Source organism: Paenibacillus vulneris, from assembly GCF_039543185.1.
GTDB classification, from domain to species: domain Bacteria; phylum Bacillota; class Bacilli; order Paenibacillales; family NBRC-103111; genus Paenibacillus_S; species Paenibacillus_S vulneris.
This window is the reverse complement of sequence record NZ_BAABJG010000055.1, coordinates 204,726-224,442: the sequence shown is the minus strand read 5'-3', so window position 1 is coordinate 224,442 and position 19,717 is coordinate 204,726. Positions and strand designations below refer to the sequence as shown.

The 19,717-nt window shown below is 51.2% G+C and carries 12 protein-coding genes; 11 read left to right on the top strand and 1 reads right to left on the bottom strand.

Annotation, left to right across the window (positions count from 1 at the left end; genetic code table 11):
* Nucleotides 1–178 precede the first annotated feature (178 nt).
* The 11 genes from ABEA66_RS33760 (at nt 179) to ABEA66_RS33710 (ending at nt 15,563) form a co-directional block, all read left to right on the top strand.
* A complete protein-coding gene (locus ABEA66_RS33760) occupies nt 179–3,460 on the top strand; it encodes a hypothetical protein (RefSeq protein WP_345594570.1) in 3,282 nt (1,093 codons plus the stop codon).
* Nucleotides 3,461–3,676: 216 nt separating this feature from the next.
* Nucleotides 3,677–4,987 carry a Gfo/Idh/MocA family oxidoreductase gene (locus ABEA66_RS33755; protein ID WP_345594568.1) on the top strand — a complete coding sequence of 437 codons (1,311 nt, stop codon included), beginning with the start codon at nt 3,677–3,679 and terminating at the stop codon, nt 4,985–4,987.
* 19 nt (nt 4,988–5,006) lie between these two features.
* Entirely contained in the window at nt 5,007–6,998 is a 1,992-nt protein-coding gene (locus ABEA66_RS33750) for an alpha/beta hydrolase family protein (RefSeq protein WP_345594566.1), read from the top strand.
* A gap of 23 nt (nt 6,999–7,021) precedes the next feature.
* Entirely contained in the window at nt 7,022–7,699 is a 678-nt protein-coding gene (locus ABEA66_RS33745; protein WP_345594564.1) for an aspartate/glutamate racemase family protein, read from the top strand.
* Complete coding sequence (locus ABEA66_RS33740) at nt 7,696–8,952, top strand: ribulose-bisphosphate carboxylase large subunit family protein (protein WP_345594561.1); 1,257 nt, start codon at nt 7,696–7,698, stop codon at nt 8,950–8,952. The genes ABEA66_RS33745 and ABEA66_RS33740 overlap by 4 nt, the downstream gene beginning before the upstream one ends.
* A 33-nt stretch (nt 8,953–8,985) precedes the next feature.
* On the top strand, nt 8,986–10,335 hold the full coding sequence (locus ABEA66_RS33735; protein ID WP_345594559.1) for a four-carbon acid sugar kinase family protein: 1,350 nt from the start codon (nt 8,986–8,988) through the stop codon (nt 10,333–10,335).
* 62 nt (nt 10,336–10,397) lie between these two features.
* Complete coding sequence (locus ABEA66_RS33730; RefSeq protein ID WP_345594557.1) at nt 10,398–11,561, top strand: extracellular solute-binding protein; 1,164 nt, start codon at nt 10,398–10,400, stop codon at nt 11,559–11,561.
* Nucleotides 11,558–12,715, top strand: coding sequence for a CaiB/BaiF CoA transferase family protein (locus tag ABEA66_RS33725; RefSeq protein WP_345594555.1), 1,158 nt, complete (start codon nt 11,558–11,560; stop codon nt 12,713–12,715). Before ABEA66_RS33730 ends, ABEA66_RS33725 begins: the two co-directional genes overlap by 4 nt.
* 4 nt (nt 12,716–12,719) lie before the next feature.
* Complete coding sequence (locus ABEA66_RS33720) at nt 12,720–13,175, top strand: MaoC family dehydratase (protein WP_345594553.1); 456 nt, start codon at nt 12,720–12,722, stop codon at nt 13,173–13,175.
* Entirely contained in the window at nt 13,172–14,422 is a 1,251-nt protein-coding gene (locus ABEA66_RS33715) for an extracellular solute-binding protein (protein WP_345594551.1), read from the top strand. Before ABEA66_RS33720 ends, ABEA66_RS33715 begins: the two co-directional genes overlap by 4 nt.
* A 25-nt stretch (nt 14,423–14,447) precedes the next feature.
* The gene (locus ABEA66_RS33710; protein WP_345594548.1) at nt 14,448–15,563 is read left to right on the top strand and encodes a Gfo/Idh/MocA family protein; all 1,116 of its coding nucleotides are present in this window, start codon (nt 14,448–14,450) and stop codon (nt 15,561–15,563) included.
* 138 nt (nt 15,564–15,701) lie between these two features.
* Here ABEA66_RS33710 and ABEA66_RS33705 read toward each other — a convergent pair whose 3' ends face one another.
* On the bottom strand, nt 15,702–19,571 hold the full coding sequence (locus tag ABEA66_RS33705) for a glycosyl hydrolase family 2 protein (RefSeq protein ID WP_345594546.1): 3,870 nt from the start codon (nt 19,569–19,571) through the stop codon (nt 15,702–15,704).
* Nucleotides 19,572–19,717 lie beyond the last annotated feature (146 nt).

The following is a 19,717-nucleotide window of genomic DNA, read 5'->3' as shown; positions in this document are numbered from 1 at the left end:
CCCCTATAACTCGAATGCGTTTTCATACTATTTTATTTATAACAGAGATCAGCATGGTGTCAAAACGAAAAGATTCAGAGTTAAGGTCATTGGGGAGGGATAGCCTGAAGCCAATATTCGAGCAGCACCGAGGGTTTAAAGTCATGGTTTCCTAAATCCAAGTAAAGAAGGTGTATCAATGAACAGCAAATACATAGCCTGTGCAGTGTCGTTATTCCTTTTGTCGACATCCGTTCTACCGCTTGCTTATGCAGAAAATGAAGCTTCTGAAGTCACGTCAGATGAAGTGAAAACAGATGAAGTGAAGGCGGACGAATCGAAATCAGAGGAATTGAAAGCTGACGAAGTGAAAAAAGAAGAAGTCACAGCAAATGAAGCGAAAGCAGTAAAAACATCCGATGATTACGAAGATCTAAAAATGATGCCCCAGGATTTGAAGGACAAATTTGATCTGTTTATTAAAAATGGCATTCTGAAGCCGGAATCTGAGAACACTTTTGGGTTTAATCTGCCGGTTACCCGGGATGATTTCGTTCAGGCTTCCAAAGTCATTTTCTCCGGCAGTGATAATGAAGCGCTTACAAATGATTATTTGGAATCCTTTAGAGCATTAGGGCTTATCAACGAAGAAGGAATGGCTGTCGATCCGAATGTATTCGTAAGCAGACAGGATCTTGCCAAATTTTTGATTTACGGTCTTGGTAAGGTGGATGAGGCAAGAAATGTTAAACCTATTACGGATGATAGTATCCGAAACGAGGATAAGGTGGATAAAGCGGCAAGCCGTTTTGTCACACTTGCTTTACAGTTGAAGATTATGCAAAACCTCGACGATAACCGTTTTCACGGCACAGATAGAACTGCGACCCGCAAAACACTTGTAGAATCAGCATTTGAAACACGCAAGCTGTTAACAAACCCAAGTGAAAAGAGCAAAGTCTCAATCGTAGAAGCAAAAGCAGTCGGAGCCAGAAAAGTGTCGGTTACCTTCGAAGATGCGGTGGATGCAGTTAATGCTGCAAAGGCGATTCTAACTGTCAAAATAGGTGGAAATGCTATTCCTGGATCAACGGTATGGTCAGCGGATAAAAAAAGTGCGATGGTTACTTTGGAGACAAAACTGACTAAAGGCAATTATACAGTTGAATTGTCAGGGCTGGAGGATGCGGCTGTAGCCAAGAAGACAGCGGATTTTTCCGCTGAGGATGAAACGATCAAGAAGATTGAATTCGCGAATACATCAGACCAATTGGCTCGATCAAAGGTGATCGTTGAATTCAAACAGATTAACCAATACGGAGAGCAAACCAGCTTGCCTGCTGCTTCATTTGATATCCGAGTCAGTTCAGGAATTAGTATGCAGTATTTACCGGGCCGACAATCCATTAAGCTTGATCTAAGCAAGGAAAGACGAGGCTCTGGAGTGTTTATCTCCATTTTCGACGCAAAGAATAATTTGAATGTAAGCAATAATTTCATAATCGGTGACCGGGCCATGATTTCCAAGATTGAAATGGGTAAATTAACTTATAAAGACAATAAGCAGCTGCAGCCCGGAGGGAAAGTTTACTTATCCTTTAGAGCCTACGATCAGTATGGGTGCCTTATTGATGATGTTGAGGAGTTGGATAGAGGGATTGTGACAAGATTTGAAGGCGAATCGCTGTTTGAGAATGTCAAGGACAAGGTATTCGTCGATTACGATAATGATAACTACCCGGAATTGGAGCTCTTGGCCAGGAACGATTTCAATCAAGATAAAGGAACAACCCTGCATTTAATGGCAGTAGGATCCGGTCAAACCGCTAAGCAGGAAATCGCCGTATTCGCCCCGAAGCTTGCGGCTAGCGTCAAGATCGCTGATTTAACTACGCAAATAGCCGAAGGGGATTCTGACGTAGGAATTACTTTGGAAATAAGGGATGCTGAAGGCTATAGCTTCAACACGGATGAAATCGCTGCATTGTACAAAGCTGGCCAGATTCAAGTGCGGAGTACAGGAGTGCTAAAACTTGGGTCGATTGCTGACGGAGAACCGATTGGCCTGAGCGGAGCAAACAAGGGGAAAGTGGTCGTACAGCCGACGAAAAGCGGATCGGCATCAATTGAAGTCTTTTTGAAGGATGCCAACCAAAAAGCGACAGCCGAATACACGGTTCAGTCTCCGCGAGTGCCCGAAAGGTTGGAGAAATCAGGGTTCGAGCCGTCAGAGAAAATAACGGTAATTCAGGGGGTAAAAGGTACTATAAAAACCATTAAATACATCATAAAAGACCAATACGATACAGAATTTAAAACTGCCCCCGATGAATACCAGGTGGAATACAGGTTGGAAAAAGTGAGTGGAGACTCAGGAGCATTCACCGGAAACTTCGGTGGGAATTCGAAACTTCAGTTGAACGATGCGAATCCTACCATAAGGGTAAAGGCAAGCCAAGTCAACTCTACTGATAATGGTGTTATTCAATTGACAGCGGATTCCAAAAAATTGGGTGTCTATAAAGTGGTTACGACATTGGTTAAAGCAAGGAAAGATCCTAAAGAGGCCGATCCTACCAAATGGCCGATTCAAACAGAGCTACAAACCATATCGGCCCAGGTACAAAGCTACACGCTAAAAGAGATTGATGAGGATTTGACTTATTTTTTAAGTTCAAACACGAGTATGTTCGCAATAGGGAAATTCCTAGTGGATCGCGACTTGATAGGGAACAAAATTAGCAGTAATTCTAAAAAAGAGAAAAAGGCTACCCAAGAGGATGGCGCATATATCTTCAAGAACAAGCCTGAATTCCTTAATAAAACGGAAATTACGGTTGGTGCCAAAGATAAGCAAGGTAATGAAGTTACCTTCCCGCCTGGTGCTGCTCCAGTAATTTCAAGTGTGCAATTTGTCAATCCTAATCTGTTTGCCCTCGACAAACCTAGTTTCCCGACTAAGATGATTGGGTTGAATCCTGGTAGTACAGATGCAGTAGTGACAGTAAATACACCTGTTGGTTCAAAGGCTGTAAAAGTCAATTTCAATGCATTTGCTTCGGAGTTGGAATTCAATCAACTAAAAGTAACACGGGGTGATAATTCAGTGACAAATGTCGATCCAAAAGCAATTGATGGACGTTACATTTGGGACGCTACGCTGCTTGCTCAGGTTCAAGTGCTTGATAGTAATAACAATGCTTTTACGAATAAATCAGATAAGGATAAGGGTACAGGACAAGACCAAATCACACCTTTTATGGGAGTATTCGGGGTATCGTTTGCGTTAACGGATATTACTTACAAACCAGGTACTAAAGAGGAAGACAAGGATACTTTTTATATGACCGATGATTACAAACTTGTCTTTGTACCGAAAAGTGGGATTTATGAAACAAATAAAGTGAATCTACAAAGCTTTAAATTGGTTTTAATGGGCCCGAATAACACACCTAAAAATTTCACTTTCAATGTGAAGTAACCTTAATATGTAAGAGAGAAATAAAGACCTTGCTACTTTTCGGCGAGGTCTTATTTTTTTGGGAATTTAGTAGAATATTTGGTATGTAGAGAAACAAGTTAGCCGGTACGGCGTTGCCAGCTTTCAGCCAAATCCCCCTATAATCAAGATCGGATTTACTAATTTATTGCATTCCCCCATTTTGTATACTTTAGAGAAGATGGGAGGTAGAACAATTTGGCAAGAAAAAGATATGTTATTTGCGGTGTCAGCACCAGAGCAAATGGGATGTTTATAAGCTCCATGCTGGACACTTTCCAACCATATTGCGAGATTGTAGGGCTGCTCGACTCGGATCCGGCCCGGTTTGCCAACTGCTTCCGTAAGTTTCCAGCGCTTAGCGGAGTGCCTGTGTACGCTCCCGAGCAATTTGAGCGGATGGTGGAGGAAACCAGTCCGGATGTGGTGGTTGTCGCCGGGGCGGACCATAGCCACGCCAATTATATAGTGAAGGGCTTGGAGCATCAGTTGGATGTGATTTCGGAAAAACCGATGGTGACTACCGGAGCTGACTGCAAGCGAGTGTTGGACGCACAGAACAGCAGCAGGGGAAGGCTCTACGTTGCATTTAATTATCGTTATGCCCCGATTCACACCAGAATCAAGGAAATCATCCTGGAAGGGAAAATCGGAAGAATTACTTCTATCGATTTAAACTGGTATCTCGATACATACCATGGAGCAAGCTACTTCAAACGCTGGAACCGCAAAAGAATGCATTCCGGCGGATTATCCGTTCATAAAAGCACGCATCACATTGATCTCATTAATTGGTGGATCGATCAAAGGCCGGTCGAGGCCTTTGCCTACGGGGCCCTTAATTACTTTGGCCCGGAGGGTGAGCTTAATCCTTCGAAAGAAGACGGTCGTTACTGCGGAACCTGTCGCGTCAAGCAGAACTGCAGCTACTTCATGCGCTGGTCGACGCGCAGCAAGGAAATTGTGCCTGACGACGACCATTTGACTCAGATCGATAAGAAACCGAGTGCTTATAACGGGTACCGGGCTGACGGCTGTATTTTTGATTCGGAAATTGATATAGAAGATACGTATGCGGCCGTCATCAAATACGATAAGGGTGCGATGCTGAGCTATTCGGTCAATTTTTCGCTGCCGTATGAGGGATACCGGTTAGCCATTAACGGCACCAAAGGGAGATTGGAAACGAAGGAAGTGATGTCCAAGAGAGCATCCTACCACGTACCGGAGCAAACGATTGAATACTTCCCTCTATTCGGAGGCAAGGAAACGATCCATGTGGTTCCTCGCTCGGGAGGTCATGGTGGAGGAGATCCGCTGCTTCTGGAAGATTTATTCCTGGGAGCCGATCCTCTTCGTGCATATGATATCATGGCCGGTGCTGAAGCAGGGGCTTATTCGGTACTAACCGGTGAAGCGATCTGGAAGTCAGCCCAATCGGGGGTTCCCGTACGAATCGCCGATTTATTGGTATCGGAGGAACCGGAAGAGGCAGGGTGTTCAAAATGAGTCAGGAGGAAACGAAGACGTGTACGATAAATTCGAAAATGTAGGAATTGCCCACTTTGACGTAAAAAGTCAGCTGCCAAGATGGGTATATGAATCGGCCATGCGTGCGGCCAAAAAGGGAGAGGAAGCCCGCAGTGCCATTAAAAACAAGCAGATGCTCGAGGAACGCCAGCGCGAAATCCGTGAAGGCCTGGAGCAATGCCTGGGTGGCTTGCCTCCCTGCGATACTCCGCTTAACCCGCAAGTCACAGGGACAGTGCGAGGGAATGGGTTTCGGGTAGAAAAGCTCATCTTCGAACCGAGACCACAAGCCTATGCAACGGCCAATGTCTACGTGCCAGACGAGGCAGCCGGTCCAAGAGGAGCTGTGCTGCTTCTATGCGGACACCGTGAGCAGGCCAAGCACTGTGACGAGTACCAAACGGTCTGCCACTATCTGGTTCATGCCGGATTAATCGTTATGGCATTGGATCCAGTGGGGCAAGGGGAAAGGTTCGGTTACTATGATACCGAGACCAAGCAAGCCCCGATGACCAGCGTTACCGAGCATGAGAACGTCGGCCGCCAGTGCATGCCGCTCGGAGACAGCCTTGCACGGTATATGCTTCATGATGCGGTGCGCGCCATCGATTATTTGTGTACCAGACCGGATGTAGATCCGAAATGCATAGGGGCAACCGGTCATTCCGGAGGGGGGACTCAAACCTCTCTCCTGATGATGTACGACAGGCGGATAGCCGCAGCCGCACCGGGCGGGTTTATTATGAACCGGCCTTACTTCCTGCTGACCGGCAAGGCGCAGGATGCGGAGCAAAAATGGCCCGGCTTCTCGGCCTATGGCTTCGATCATGAGGATATTGTTCTGGCCATGGCTCCGAGACCTGTGCTTATTCTAGCTACAACCTATGATTCTGTGCCTATTGAAGGACCGCGTCATACTGTATCCGTCAACCGCCGGTTTTGGGAAATGCATGAGCGCAGCGATGATCTGATTCTATTTGAAGATGAGAATGTTCACAAGTTTACGATACCGCTGGCCAAGGCTGCTGCTGCTTTTTTCTCCAAGCATTTGCTCGGGTCCTCTGTGACGCCCTCCGAGGATCAGATCGAATTGATTCCGAATGAGCAGCTGTGGTGTACAAGAAGCGGTCAAATCATCGGAGAAATACCCCAGGCCAAGAGCGTATTTGACGAGAATGTGGATAGACTTTCCTATTTTGAAAGCATACGTGAATCCATTTCTGAGGCGGAGCGCAAAAAGAATGCCATGGCGTGGCTTAAAAGGACCGTATTTTATAACAGGCAGTCCTGCGACCTGAATCCTCGACCTTCCGGGGGCGGGGAGATTAACAATCTGTGGGTGATGCGCACGATTTGGTGGAGCCAGCCGGGGCTTCTGAATCATGCACTTCAGTTTTATGATTCCAAGCTCCATGGACAAAAACTTCCCGTCACGATGGCTGTGTGGGATGGAGGCACGTCCCGCCTTGAGGAGCATGCCCGGTGGATAGAAGAAACTTGCGCATCCGGACGAATCGCCATGGTGTTAAATCCGACGGGAATAGGGCCGCTTCTGCCGCATTTGAATTCACCAACGGACAAACCGTTTAAGCGGTTCGGCATTATCGACAGGCATACGGACGAGATGATGTGGCTCGGTGACAGTATGGCTGCCGTACGTACGTACGATGTCCTGCGAGCCATTCAACTGCTGTTCGGCTTAAAGCATATTGATTCGCGTGATATTCTTCTTTACGGAAACGGCAGATATGCGATGTATGCCGGGTTAGCGGCTCTGCTGGACACCAGGGTAAAAAGCATCCGTCTGGACAACAGCATGAGCAGCATTGCGGATTGGATAAGGGAGCCATTTTATGATGAAACCGACTCCTTGAGCTTTATTATTCCCGGAATGCTTCGTCACATGGATCTTCCTGATGTGTATCAATGGCTCCAGGAGGACGGCCGGCTTGCGGATGCGGAGCTTTTCACAAACCATTCGGCAGGCTAAATCAAAAAGAGGAGGTAGATCTCATGGCTACAGTTGCTGCTATTTACACAGGTCAAGGGTTGTCGGAACGAATCCAGCCTATATTTCGGGAGGTCCTGCCGGATTGCCGGCTGGTAAGTATTATCGACGACAGCCTTATTGCCGATGTTATTCGTTCAGGATATGTAACTCCTGCAGTTACACGCCGGCTTACGCAGTATTACCGTCATGCGGAGGAGATAGGTGCCGACATGATTCTGAATACATGCTCATCGGTGGGAGAAGTAGCGGATTGGGCTAGACCCATGCTGGACATTCCAATTATCAAAATCGATGAGGCCATGGCAGCTTTGGCTGCTTCCCAGTATCGCAACATTGGGGTGCTGGCCACTCTGCCTACGACATTGGAGCCGACCAAGCGATTGATTCAAAGAGAAGCGGGGAAGCAGAATCGCGACGTTCAAATAGTTGATGCTCTGGCGAAGGGAGCCTATCAAGCGTTGATTTCCGGTCAACCGGAAGAACACGACCGGCTGATTCTGGAGGCAGCCCGATCGGTTGCGCAGCAAGCCGATGTGCTTGTGCTGGCACAAGGCTCGATGGTCAGGATGGAGGAAGCGCTTCAGAAGGCGACGAATCTTCCGGTGTATTCCAGCCCGCGATTGGGCGTGATGGCCGTTAAGGCCGAGCTAGAGCGTATGGGGAAGGTGAACTCCATTTGACGGATCAGGTGATTGCAACCTACTGGATCGAAACGGCCTTTTCACTGGAAAAGGCCTGTGAAATTATCGTAAGCGAGCAGTCCACAGGAACCTTCATGGCTTTGCCTAATGAAACGGAGAGCTTGAAGGAGCGGCATCGCGCCCGTATTATCTCTATCGAGCCATTGGAAAGCTCTCCTTTCCCGGCGCTTCCAGGAGCCAAGGTTCCTGCCGGAACCAAAGGCTTGTACCATCGCGGTATTGTGAGGATTGCCTTTCCGTACGATAATATAGGCCCATCTATCCCGAATGTAATGGCTACCGTTGCAGGTAACCTGTATGAGCTGGAAGAGCTGTCCGGGATTCGCCTGCTCGATCTGGAGCTTCCCTCCTCGTTTCGGGAAAGATACGAAGGGCCGAAATTTGGCATTGAAGGGACTAGAAAGCTTATAGGCGTATATGGAAGACCGATCATAGGTACGATTATCAAACCGAATATCGGCTTGCCTACCGAGCAGCTGAGGGGAATTGTTCGTGAACTGGCTTCCTCAGGCATCGATTTTATCAAGGATGACGAAGTTCATGGCAATCCTCCGTACGCCCCTCTAGAGGAGAGGATCAAAGTTGCTATGGACGAGATCGAACGGGCTGCAGACAGGACCGGCAAAAAAACCATGTATGCGTTCAACATTACAGATGATATAGATCCGATGCTGCGGCATCTGGAAACCGTTGTGCGGCACGGGGGCAACTGCGTGATGGTAAGCATCAACAGCGTCGGATTTGCTGGGGTAGCTCACTTGCGAAAGCATGCTCCTGTATGCATTCACGGCCATCGCAACCAGTGGGGGATGATGTCGCGATATCCTTATTTGGGCATGTCGTTCTCCGCCTACCAGAAGCTGTGCCGGTTAAGCGGGGTGGATCATCTTCACGTGAACGGGCTGAACAACAAGTTTTATGAGGATAACGCTTCTGTCATTCAGGGGGTGCAGCAATGCTTGACCCCCATGTTCGAACCCAATGATACTGCACTCCCCGTGCTCTCATCCAAGCAATGGGCGGGCTCTGCTCATGAAACGTACCGTGAGATGAAAACCGTTGACCTGATGAACATAGCCGGAGGTGGAATTCATGGACACCCTGGAGGCTTTGGTGCCGGCTTCCGAAGCTTTGTGCAGGGGTGGGAAGCGGCTCTTGCGGGAATTCCGCTGGAACAATATGCGAAGACCCGTCTGGAGCTGAGACAGGCGCTGGATACGCTCGGTTCATAAGCGGCAGCATACTGGGCGGAAGGAGAGAGGCAAATGCGGATATGTTATTACGGCGATGATTTTACCGGTTCCACGGATGTGCTGGAAGCACTTACGAATGGCGGTTTGCGCGTAATCTTATTTTTGGACATCCCCGACAGAACGATGTGGAGCGAGAAGTTCGCGGAGTACGATGGCTTCGGTGTGGCGGGTGTAACTCGCACGATGTCGCCGGACCAGCTGGAACACACTCTGAAGCCGGCTCTGGCTGAGCTCCGTACCTTCGGCGCATCTATTGTTCATTATAAAATATGCTCAACCTTCGACTCTTCGCCAACGACAGGAAGCATTGGCAAAGTGATTGAAATCGGACGGGAGATATATCCTGAGCAGCGATTTACACCTGTATTGGCCGGATCGCCTGCTCTCGGGCGATATACGGTGTTCGGAAATCATTATGCGGCCATGGGTGAGGAAACCGTGAGGCTGGATCGACACCCTAACCTGAGCAGGCATCCGATAACGCCGATGCGCGAAGCCGATCTGCGGATTCATTTGGGCCAGCAAACCCGTCTTTCCGTTGGTTTGATGAGCGTCCTGGATCTGGAGCTGGAAGGATCGCAGCTTGAGGAGCGGTATAACCGCTTGCTCGATGACGTGCCGGATATTGTTCTGTTTGATGTTTTGACGGAAAAGCATCTGGGCGCGATCGGAGACCTTATGGGCCGTGAGAGCGAAGCGGCCACGTTATTCACGGTCGGCTCCTCTGGGGTGAATAATGCTCTTACAGCCTATTGGCAAAGCAAGGGATTCATACAGAAATCCTCATCTGCTGCGCAAGCGGGACCTGTGGACCGAATTCTGGTCATATCCGGCAGCTGCTCTCCGGTAACGCAGCGTCAGATCGAATGGGCGCTGCACAACGGCTTCGAGGGCATACATATTCCCGCTGCCGATCTTATAACCCCGGCCGGTGAAGGACTCGAAAGGATGATGCTGCAAGCAGAGGAGCTGCTTGCTGCGGGGAAAAGCGTCATTCTGTACACGGCGCTGGGACCGGAGGATGCTTCGATCGAACCGCTGCAAAGGATTCTGAGGGAGCAAGGTTATGACCCTGCAGCAAGCGGGCAGTTGATCGGCGAGCGATTAGGCGGGATAGCCCGTGAACTTATAGCATCAACCGGGCTGACGAGAGTTCTATTTGCCGGAGGAGATACCTCAGGTTTTGCCGTAAAGCAGCTGAATGTGTATGCCTTGGAGATGATTGCACCCATGGTACCAGGTGGACCTTTGTGCAAGGCGTACTCGGAGGATGACCGGATTGATGGCTTGGAGCTTGTTTTAAAGGGCGGTCAAGTGGGACCAGTTGATTTTTTTGAGAAAGTGCGAAGAGGATTTGCTTAAAGGTGCAGCCGACGCGCTTTTTAATCGAACGAAAAGGAAATCGTTTTCAAAAGGAGGATATAATGAGCATCGTGCTACGAGGAATTACTTGGGATCATACCCGCGGTTATCTCCCGATGACGGCGACTTCGCAGAGGTTTGCGGAGATGTACCCGGAAGTGACGATTCTATGGGAAAAACGTTCTCTGCAGCAATTTGCCGACGAGCCTATACAAGCTTTGACGGAGAAATACGATTTGTTGGTTATTGATCATCCTTGGGCAGGCTATGCATCTGAATCCGGTGTGCTGCTCCCATTGAACGAGTATTTGCCGGAAGATTTTTTGCACAACCAAGCGATGAATTCTGTGGGCCAATCCCATTCCAGTTATAGCTTCAACGGCTGTCAAACGGCTCTGGCGATTGATGCGGCCACTCCTGTCGCTTCCTGGCGTTCCGATGTGCTGGAGCGGGAGGAGCATGTGCCTTCCACTTGGGAGGAGCTGGTAAGCTTGGCTCAAAAAAATCTTGTTCTTTTTCCTGCTATTCCGATCGACAGTCTGATGAATTTTTACATGCTTTGTCTGGCTCATGGGGAAGAGCCCTTTGCCGGCAGCGAAACGATCGTTTCCTTTGAGAAAGCGCAGGCTGCGTTGGAAGCCTTAAGAGAGCTTGCATCGTATTGCCGGCCCGAAATTTTCGGAATGAATCCTATTGCCGTTTATGAGTATATGAGTACGTCAGATGAGATAGGCTATTGCCCGTTCGCCTACGGTTATTCTAACTATGCCAGGGCGGGCTACAGCAGAATGCCGCTGAGCTTCGGGGATTTGGTTGCTTACAGGGACTTCGGTCCGCTGCGTTCCACGCTTGGGGGGACAGGGCTTGCCGTATCGGCTGCCTGCCGGCATCGAGAGGTGGCGGTTCGATATGCGCAGTATGCAGCAAGTGAGGAAGTACAGCGCACCTTGTATACAATGGCAGGAGGGCAGCCGGGACACCGAATGGCTTGGATCGATGAAGAGACGAACCGCTGCACGCACGATTATTTTAAACAAACGCTGCCTGCACTGGACAGAGCATATGTTAGACCGCGTTATAACGGGTATTTGCATTTTCAGGATCATGCCGGTGACCATGTTCGCGAATATATGATGCAAGGCGGGGACGCCAGACGCATATGGGAGCAAATGAACCGATTGTACCGCGAATCGCTGGACATTTCGAAAGAGAGGCGGATAGGATGACTTCGAATTCCGCATTCAAACCGCTGGAAGGGCTGCTGGTGCTGGACTTCGCCCAATTTTTATCCGGGCCTTCCGCTGCTCTGCGCTTAGCCGATCTCGGTGCGAGAGTTATCAAGGTGGAACGGCCCGATGGTGGCGATCTTTGCCGGAGGCTTTATGTCTCTAACCTGGAGCTGGACGGAGACAGCACCTTATTCCACTCCATTAACCGCAACAAGGAAAGCATTTCGGCCAATTTGAAAAATCCGGACGACTTAAAGCTCATTCGGACTCTGATCGAAAAAGCGGACGTCATGATTCAAAACTTTCGTCCCGGGGTCATGGAAAGGATCGGCCTGCATTATGATGCAGTAAGAGAGTGGAACCCCCGTCTCGTCTATGGAGAGATAACCGGCTATGGCAAAACAGGACCTTGGGCCGACAAGCCTGGGCAGGATTTGCTTGTGCAATCGCTGTCGGGTCTGGCATGGTTGAACGGCAATGCAGATCAGCCGCCGGTCCCGTTCGGTCTATCCGTCGCGGACATGTTCGCGGGGGCCCATCTGGTGCAGGGCATCCTCGCTTGCCTGGTGCGCCGATCTGTTACGGGAAAAGGCGGCCTCGTTGAGGTCAGCCTGCTCGAGTCGATCCTCGATTTTCAGTTCGAGGTATTAACGACCCATATGAACGATGGGGGAAAGCTGCCCGAGCGAAGTGCCGTAAACAATGCCAATGCCTACTTAGGCGCACCCTATGGAATATACGAGACGCAGGACGGGTACATTGCGCTGGCCATGGGCTCGGTCGTGCAGCTCGGCCAATTGCTAGAATGCGAGCAGCTTGGAGCGTTCCATGATCCCTCAAGCTGGTTTACTCATCGGGATGCAATCAAGGCCATTTTGAAGCAGCATCTAATAGGACGGCCTACTGCGAACTGGATGGCCCGTTTGGAGCCGGCTGATTATTGGTGCGCCGATGTGCTGAACTGGAAGCAGCTGCTGGAGCACGAAGCGTTCCATCATCTGAACATGACCCAGCAGACCGTGAACGGCAGCGGAGCGATGCTTACGACTACACGCTGCCCGATTCGTATTGATGGAAATCTTCTGTTATCTCCGGTAGGAGCACCCAAAATCGGAGAGCACAACGATAAAATCCATGCGGAGGTGTTGTAGGCGAATGATTCGTTCTTTGTTTTATGAAGATTATGAAACCGGCACGGTAAGGGAGCCGTTCGGCAGAACGATAACGGAAACAGATATTGTGATGCATGCAGGACAGACGGGTGATTTCTATCCTCATCATATGGATGCCGAATGGTGCAAACAGCAGGACTTTGGACAAAGAATCGCGCACGGGACACTTATTTTTAGCGTAGCGGTAGGGATGACGGCCGGAGAAGTGAATCCCGAAGCGTTCTCCTATGGATATGATCGTCTTCGGTTTATTAAACCGGTGTTTATAGGGGATACAATTCGGGTTCGAGTGACCGTGAATGAGAAGAAGGATCATCCCAGACGAAGTGAATATGGAATCGTCAGCGAGCGCTGTGAGGCGTTCAACCAGCATGGGGATACGGTTCTGGTATGCGATCATTTGCTGATGGTGAGAAAGCGGGGAGGCACCGAGGCATGAGAACGAATCGGTTGAAGCTCATCTCTCGTGAGTTTGAGGGCTTTGAAGCCTCTTTTGCCGTACAGGCCGAGCATTTTGAGAAGCTGACCGGCTGGCGGGTAGACCGGGAGTTTGAAGAAATTCATCGTCTCTATGACCGTATGATTAGCGGTGAGGAGGCTGCTTCTGGAGACTATGATCTGTTTCTGTGCGTCACGGACTGGCTTCCCGAAGCGATTCAAAAGGGCCTTCTCCTTCCTCTTGACGAGTATATTAAGGAAAATCCTCCGGAAGGCTGGCCGGATGCATGGTCTCCCAGCATGAGGGAGCTTCAAACCGGCAAGGACGGCAGCCTGTACGGCATCGCCTACCATGACGGCCCGGAGATGCTGATCTATCGCAGCGATTTGTTCAGCGATCCGTCGGAGCAGGAGCAGTTTGCCAAGCGATACGGCTATCCTCTTCAAGTGCCTGAGACATGGAGCCAGTTTGTAGATGTCGCCCAATATTTTACACGCCCGGATGCAGGGATGTACGGTGCTTTAACGGCCTCGTTTCCTGACGGGCATAATAATGTGTATGATTTCTTGATCCACTTATGGAGCCGGGGCGGGGAGCTGGTGACCGGGGATTGGAAAGCGGCTTTTCACCGTAGTGCCGGTCAGGAAGCCCTGCAATTCCTGGTTGATCTGATCCACAGGCATCAGGTAGTCCCCCAAGAAGCATTGGATATGGATAGCGTCCGCAGCGGGAACTGCTTCGCGCAAGGCGGGATCGCTATGATGTGGAACTGGGCTGGATTCGCCGCTGTCGCAGAAATGCCGGGGATGTCCAAAATTGCAGGCAAGGTCCGTACGGGTCTTATCCCTCGGGGCGACGGACCGCAGGGCGTGCATATGTCGCTGAATATTTATTGGGTCCTTGCAATAGCCGCCGGCAGTAAAAACAGGCAGATGGCGTACCAATTCATTAAGGAAACGGCATCGGCTAAGATGGATAAAATGACTTCCTTGTGCGGCGGAAACGGCACGCGTCTGTCTACCTGGCGCGATCAGGAGGTGCAAAAGCAGTTTCCATATTATGTGCATATGGAGACCGTGCATCGAAGCGTCAAAAGTCCGCTCCCGATTCCAGAGTATCCGGCCATTAACGAGGTGTTGTCCCAAATGGTCGATGACGCGCTACGCCTTCGGGTTCCGGTGCCGGAGGCTTTGGGTCGTGCGGCGGAGCAGGTCGATTCCATTTTAGCCCGGGCCGGATATGGTTAATTGTTATAGATTAGAGGTGAATTAGATGAAGCCGCATGAAGAGAACGTAGGTTATTTAGAAATCGACTATAAGCCTGGACTGCCAAAGGACTTAAGCAGAGGGATTGGCATTGTAGGCGCGGGCGAAATCGTTGTTCAAGCCCACTTACCGGCTTATAGGATGGCCGGGTTTCGGGTAGTAGGCATCTATGACACGGATCGGGACAAAGCAGAATCGGCCGTCCGAAACGATCATGACACGATCGTATTTTCGACGCTGGAAGAGCTTTTCCAACATCCGGAGGTGCAGATCGTCGATATTGCGGTGCCCGCCCGGTTTCAACCGGACATTGCCAAGCAAGCAGCCCGTCACGGCAAGCATATCCTTTGCCAGAAGCCGCTGGCTGAAAGCTATAAGGAAGCGCAGGATTTGGTTGACGTATGCGCCGCTTCGGGTATTAAGGCGGCTATCAACCAACAGATGCGGTGGTCTCCCGGTATTCAGGCAAGCCGTTCCATCGTAAAGCGCGGATGGATCGGGGAGCCGCTTCAAGCATCCATTCAGGTCAACGTGCATACCCCATGGGAGAACTGGCCTTGGCTTACCCAAATAGATACGCTCGAAATCATGTATCACAGCATTCATTATTTGGATTCTGCACGCTATGTGTTAGGCCTGCGGCCGGAATATGTATATGCGGACGGGGCACGATTTCCTGGCCAGCCGTATCGCGGGGAAACCCGCACCATGATCCATCTTAAGTTTCCTGGTGAGGCCCGCGGTTTAATCCACGATAATCACAATAACGGAATGCCCCAGGACGATTGGTACGCCACATTTCGATTTGAAGGAACCGAGGGAGTCGTTAAAGGGACGAACGGGGCTTTGTACAATTACCCATCGGGACGAGGCGATACCCTAGCGTTGTACAGCAACAAGCTGCAGCGGGGCTGCATATATGCGCCGCAGCTGGAAGGCCGATGGTTTCCTCATGCGTTCATGGGAACTATGGGGGAATTGATGAGAGCCATTGAAGAAGACCGGCAGCCGGAAAACAGCATCGAGGATAACTTGATCACCCTGCAAACCGTGTTTGCTGCTTACCGCTCCATGGCCGAAAACAGGCCGGTTTATTTGCAGGAAATACGAGAGCAAGCTTGAGAGAAATTGGTATAAATTTACATTTACATTTGAACGAAGTCGATATGTAATGAAACGGTTCAGCACACTTGAACGAATCCCAAAGACGACCATTCCATTCTCGGAACGGTCGTCTTTCGGTTCGTCCTATATCATATCCTACCGATGCTTCACGATACGAACAGGGCCGTACAGACCTCCGCTCGGGAACCATTCCTGCCAGCCAAGCTCTTCCTCCGTGCGGTCCCGGTTCCAGTACATCACATCGGGGTTGCCGCCGACCAAGCTGGTGGGTCTGCCGATTTCGTAGTGGGTGCCGAGCGTGTTAGTAACACGCAGACGAAGCCGATGCTGTCCCTTAGGCAATGAAGGCAGCTTGAAAAGGTAAGGTCTCCAGAGGCGGACTCCTAAGGACTGCCCGTCTATCCAGGCTTCCGCCGTGCCCCGTACGTGTCCCAAGTCCAGCTCAGCGCCTTGGAGCGCTTCCGTATCAACGATAGTCTCATATTCAACCGCTCCGCTGTGATGAGGCAGACAAAGAGCGGTCCGCCAATCGCCCAGCCTTCCTTGTGCAGGAACCGTTTCAAACCTTATCGGAGCCAGCAGAACAGCCGCTTCTGCAGCGGGGCCCATCGGCGTGATTCGGATAGCGGCCACGGCTCCGGCCGGTTGAGGAGGGAACTCCACGTACCCATCACGAACGTGATACTCTGTCCCATAAATCCAGACTTGCGGCTCTCCCGTACATTCGAGCTGCATTCTTCTTGCACCGACGGGAAGAGGGAAACGCAGCCACACCGTACGGCCAATATAATCCGGATCCGCGATAAACGGGAGAGGGGGATTATCTGGTACGGATTCAGGCATCAGCCATCCCACCCCTGGAAGCGGATGCGGTCTTGGGGTGATCCACAGTGACTCCGTCTCCGCGAACTGAAGGACAGAGAAATGATGTATGCCTGGCGCATTGCCTTGCTCATCCGTCCAATCCTCGCCAGTGAAGAAGCTCATCGTCTCTCCGTTGAGAAGTTCAATCACACCGTCAGCAAAAACCTCTCCTTTGCCTTCAGGCAATTCAAAGCGAACTTCATTGATCCCGTTACGCCACCATCCGGTAATATCGACTTCTTCCTGGCCTTGCCGAATATACGGATTAAAATCGCCGTGCTCGGTCACTCTAACACCATTTACGAGCAAGGACGCACGACCGCGCGCGGCAAACACAAGCCGGACACGCTGTACGGGATTGTCATCACTGCAATAGATCTGTTTCGATAGGCTGGACTCCAGATTCGGATTCCGTGTGAACACCCATTTAGGTAGAGGAGCGCGGGCGGATTCGTTCACTTCAACCGCCGCTCTCAATAGGCCTTTACCGATAGCTTGTGCCTTGAGCAGCAGCTCATTGGGGCCTTCACGCAGCTCGATCCACGCGGTTTGCTCCTCCGGGCCGCCGCTCCAGTCAATCGTCTTACCGTTGACAGTGCCGGAAATATTCGAATTGCTTTCCGTGCGGATCCAGTATCGGCCAGCCGCAGGAGCCATAACGTAGGTTCTGGCGCAAACGAATTCCCCCTTGGCAAGCTCACCCAAATTCAGAAAACGGCGCGGAACACGGCCCATCCGTCCGGCCCAGGAGCGCATGGACAGATCGCCAAAGACGGTGCTGTAGACTTTATGAATTGACGCTTCCTCCCGAAACTCTTCCCCTCGGCATATCTGCCAATATGCGGCCTCGCTCCACAGCCTGGTCGTCCAACTGTCATCATCCAAGCCGGGCAATTGCCAACCGGAGCTGATTCCATCGGCTGCTTCCTTTTCCAGGCTCATGCGCATACTGCGTCGCTCGACCGGTATAAGCCCGCTGCCGCTGCCATGCAAATCGAAATCTCCGTACCGGTTATCCAACGTTGGTTCCACGCGGATCAGCCAGCTGTTATCGGGAAGCACCCTGTAGTCGGTCTGCCCTCTTTTGTTGATGACAGCGGCAGGATAGGGGACGGAAGAAGAAGGCCGCATAGGAGGAGCTTCGTCTAATAGCCGATCTCCGGCAATCGGCTCCACACAAACGATAAGCGCTGCGGGCCATGAGCAGAAAGGCACCGTCAACTCGATCCATTCGCCTTCTCTTTGATATTCGAGGGGCGTCACAGTACCTGTGACAGGGTCCCACAGCTGAGGCACTCTGTTCGTTCGAAGCCGGTATATGGCCGATTCCGGACCTTGGGTATCCGGACTGGCCGGCTGGTGCATCGCCAGAAGGGAACCATGCTCCGGCAGAAGGAGGAACAGCTCCGCATCATCCGTTCGGCGGTACAGTGATTCCCCGGGTCCTTTCACCCGGCTTGGGATATGCGTCTCGATCAGCCCGGCTGCTTGCTCCGCTGTGTCAACATAGACGGCTCCGGCCAAATCCCGTTCCGCTTCCGGCACTCCGACGCCGATAACAAGCCCGCCTTGCTGCAGCCAGGCTTGAACGCGGGAGCGTGCCTCTTCGTCCATTAATGTCGTTCCGCATAACAGCAGAGCGGCAAATTGCTCATCGGCTATGTGCAGCTTAGCTCCCTTCGGAACGGCCTTTTGCAGCGCGCTGTCGTCGGCAATATCGAAATCGAGCTTTGCTTTGCGCAGCGCACCCGGTTGACGGTAATCCCGACGGCTCCATCCGCCGGCAATTTGTTTGTATATCGTTTGAATCCGGGTTACCTCTTCATTCGGGTCCCGGCTGGCTATTCCCATTGGGTGTTCATTATGCTTCTTCCCGTCGGCCAAGGATAAATGTCCGCAAACCGCATAAGACGGATAATGGACTGCAATGTCGCAAACATGCGTGCCTTCGCTCAACATAAAGCATAAGCGGCTAATCGTATCAGCGAAGACAGGATAGTGCTCGAAATACGGCTGCCGCCATCCTGTATCGGGGGGGGCCCATTCCCACCAGCCGCCTCTTGTGCTGTAGTAGATCGAATGAGGGCTGTAGACGGTCGCACCGGCCTGAAGCCACGGAATCAGCCAATGCATCGTTTCCTCCAGCGTCCCGCCCCAGCCGCTCGAATGGAACGCTTCCAAAAAGACTCTGGAGCCGCCATGCAAATGAACCATTGACGAATGCGGCTTGATCTCGCCGTCCATATCGCTTCCCGGGGCGTTATACCAGCGATGTGTCCGAAAATAATCCAAATAAAGCCGTTGAGCCCCATGGGGATCGGCTCTTCTTGCCGGGCCTGCCTGGTCGCAGCATAGCAGCATTCCACGCTCGCGGTGCCATTCACCTAATGGAATAAAGAACGATTGCTCCGCAAGCTCCGCAGCAAGTCGGTAGACACGACGGCGCACCTGAGCGCACCCGGGGATAGTGTCGAATAAAGCAGGGAGAAGCGGCTCAAGCTCCTCGCCAAACTGTTCCCTGTACAGAACGGCAAGCTCAGGTGTCCATAACGGCAGCGGGGGCAGCTCATCCTGGAAGCTTCCCGCGATGGTCCTTCCGAGATCGTGAGGAAACCGCCTTTCCATCTCCCCGTGGACCCGGTCGATAAGCTCCGATGCAGCCGTTGGGTCGAGCCAATTAAAGCCTTGCCGAACCGCCGCGTACACATAATCCTTATTTTCATGCAAAATGTCCGAGAATGGAGGGATTTCTTCGCCAGGCGCAAATCTTCTTAGCTGGTACCCGGCTGTCTCCGGACGCTCTGTAACAATTCGAGCGGGCATATTCGAACCGGAGAAGCCGATTTGGTCATAAAACCACAGGTACATGCCGAGCCGCTCCGCTTCGCGCAGCGCGACCTCGAACATACGCCACCAATCCTCGCTTGCAAACGCGGGGCGATCGCTGACCGATCCATATTGCGGGCCGGTAGGAGCCAGATTGATGATGCCGATGTTCCGCAGCCCTCCTTCGCGGAACTTGCGCATTTGCCAGCGCACCCTCTCCTCGGTCACTTCCTCGGCGCTCCACCACCAGAAGGGAACCGGTCCATAGCGGGGATCGGCTTGAGCGAACTTCTGTCGCAATTGAGACAAGTTCATGATATCACCTTACCTTTATATCCTGATAATGAGTCTATCCCCATCATAATGAAGCATCGTACGGCAATCTATGGGAGGATCATGCCATTTAGTAGCTGATATCAACCATTCCGATCGCTTCAGACGGCAGGCTATGCCGGCTTCGT

Coding starts and splice junctions, on each gene's coding strand:
- ABEA66_RS33760 (WP_345594570.1), top strand. CDS start 179: ATGAACAGCAAATACATAGCCTGTGCAGTGTCGTTATTCCTTTTGTCG.
- ABEA66_RS33745 (WP_345594564.1), top strand. CDS start 7,022: ATGGCTACAGTTGCTGCTATTTACACAGGTCAAGGGTTGTCGGAACGA.
- ABEA66_RS33735 (WP_345594559.1), top strand. CDS start 8,986: ATGCGGATATGTTATTACGGCGATGATTTTACCGGTTCCACGGATGTG.
- ABEA66_RS33730 (WP_345594557.1), top strand. CDS start 10,398: ATGAGCATCGTGCTACGAGGAATTACTTGGGATCATACCCGCGGTTAT.
- ABEA66_RS33725 (WP_345594555.1), top strand. CDS start 11,558: ATGACTTCGAATTCCGCATTCAAACCGCTGGAAGGGCTGCTGGTGCTG.
- ABEA66_RS33720 (WP_345594553.1), top strand. CDS start 12,720: ATGATTCGTTCTTTGTTTTATGAAGATTATGAAACCGGCACGGTAAGG.
- ABEA66_RS33715 (WP_345594551.1), top strand. CDS start 13,172: ATGAGAACGAATCGGTTGAAGCTCATCTCTCGTGAGTTTGAGGGCTTT.
- ABEA66_RS33710 (WP_345594548.1), top strand. CDS start 14,448: ATGAAGCCGCATGAAGAGAACGTAGGTTATTTAGAAATCGACTATAAG.
- ABEA66_RS33705 (WP_345594546.1), bottom strand. CDS start 19,571: ATGAACTTGTCTCAATTGCGACAGAAGTTCGCTCAAGCCGATCCCCGC.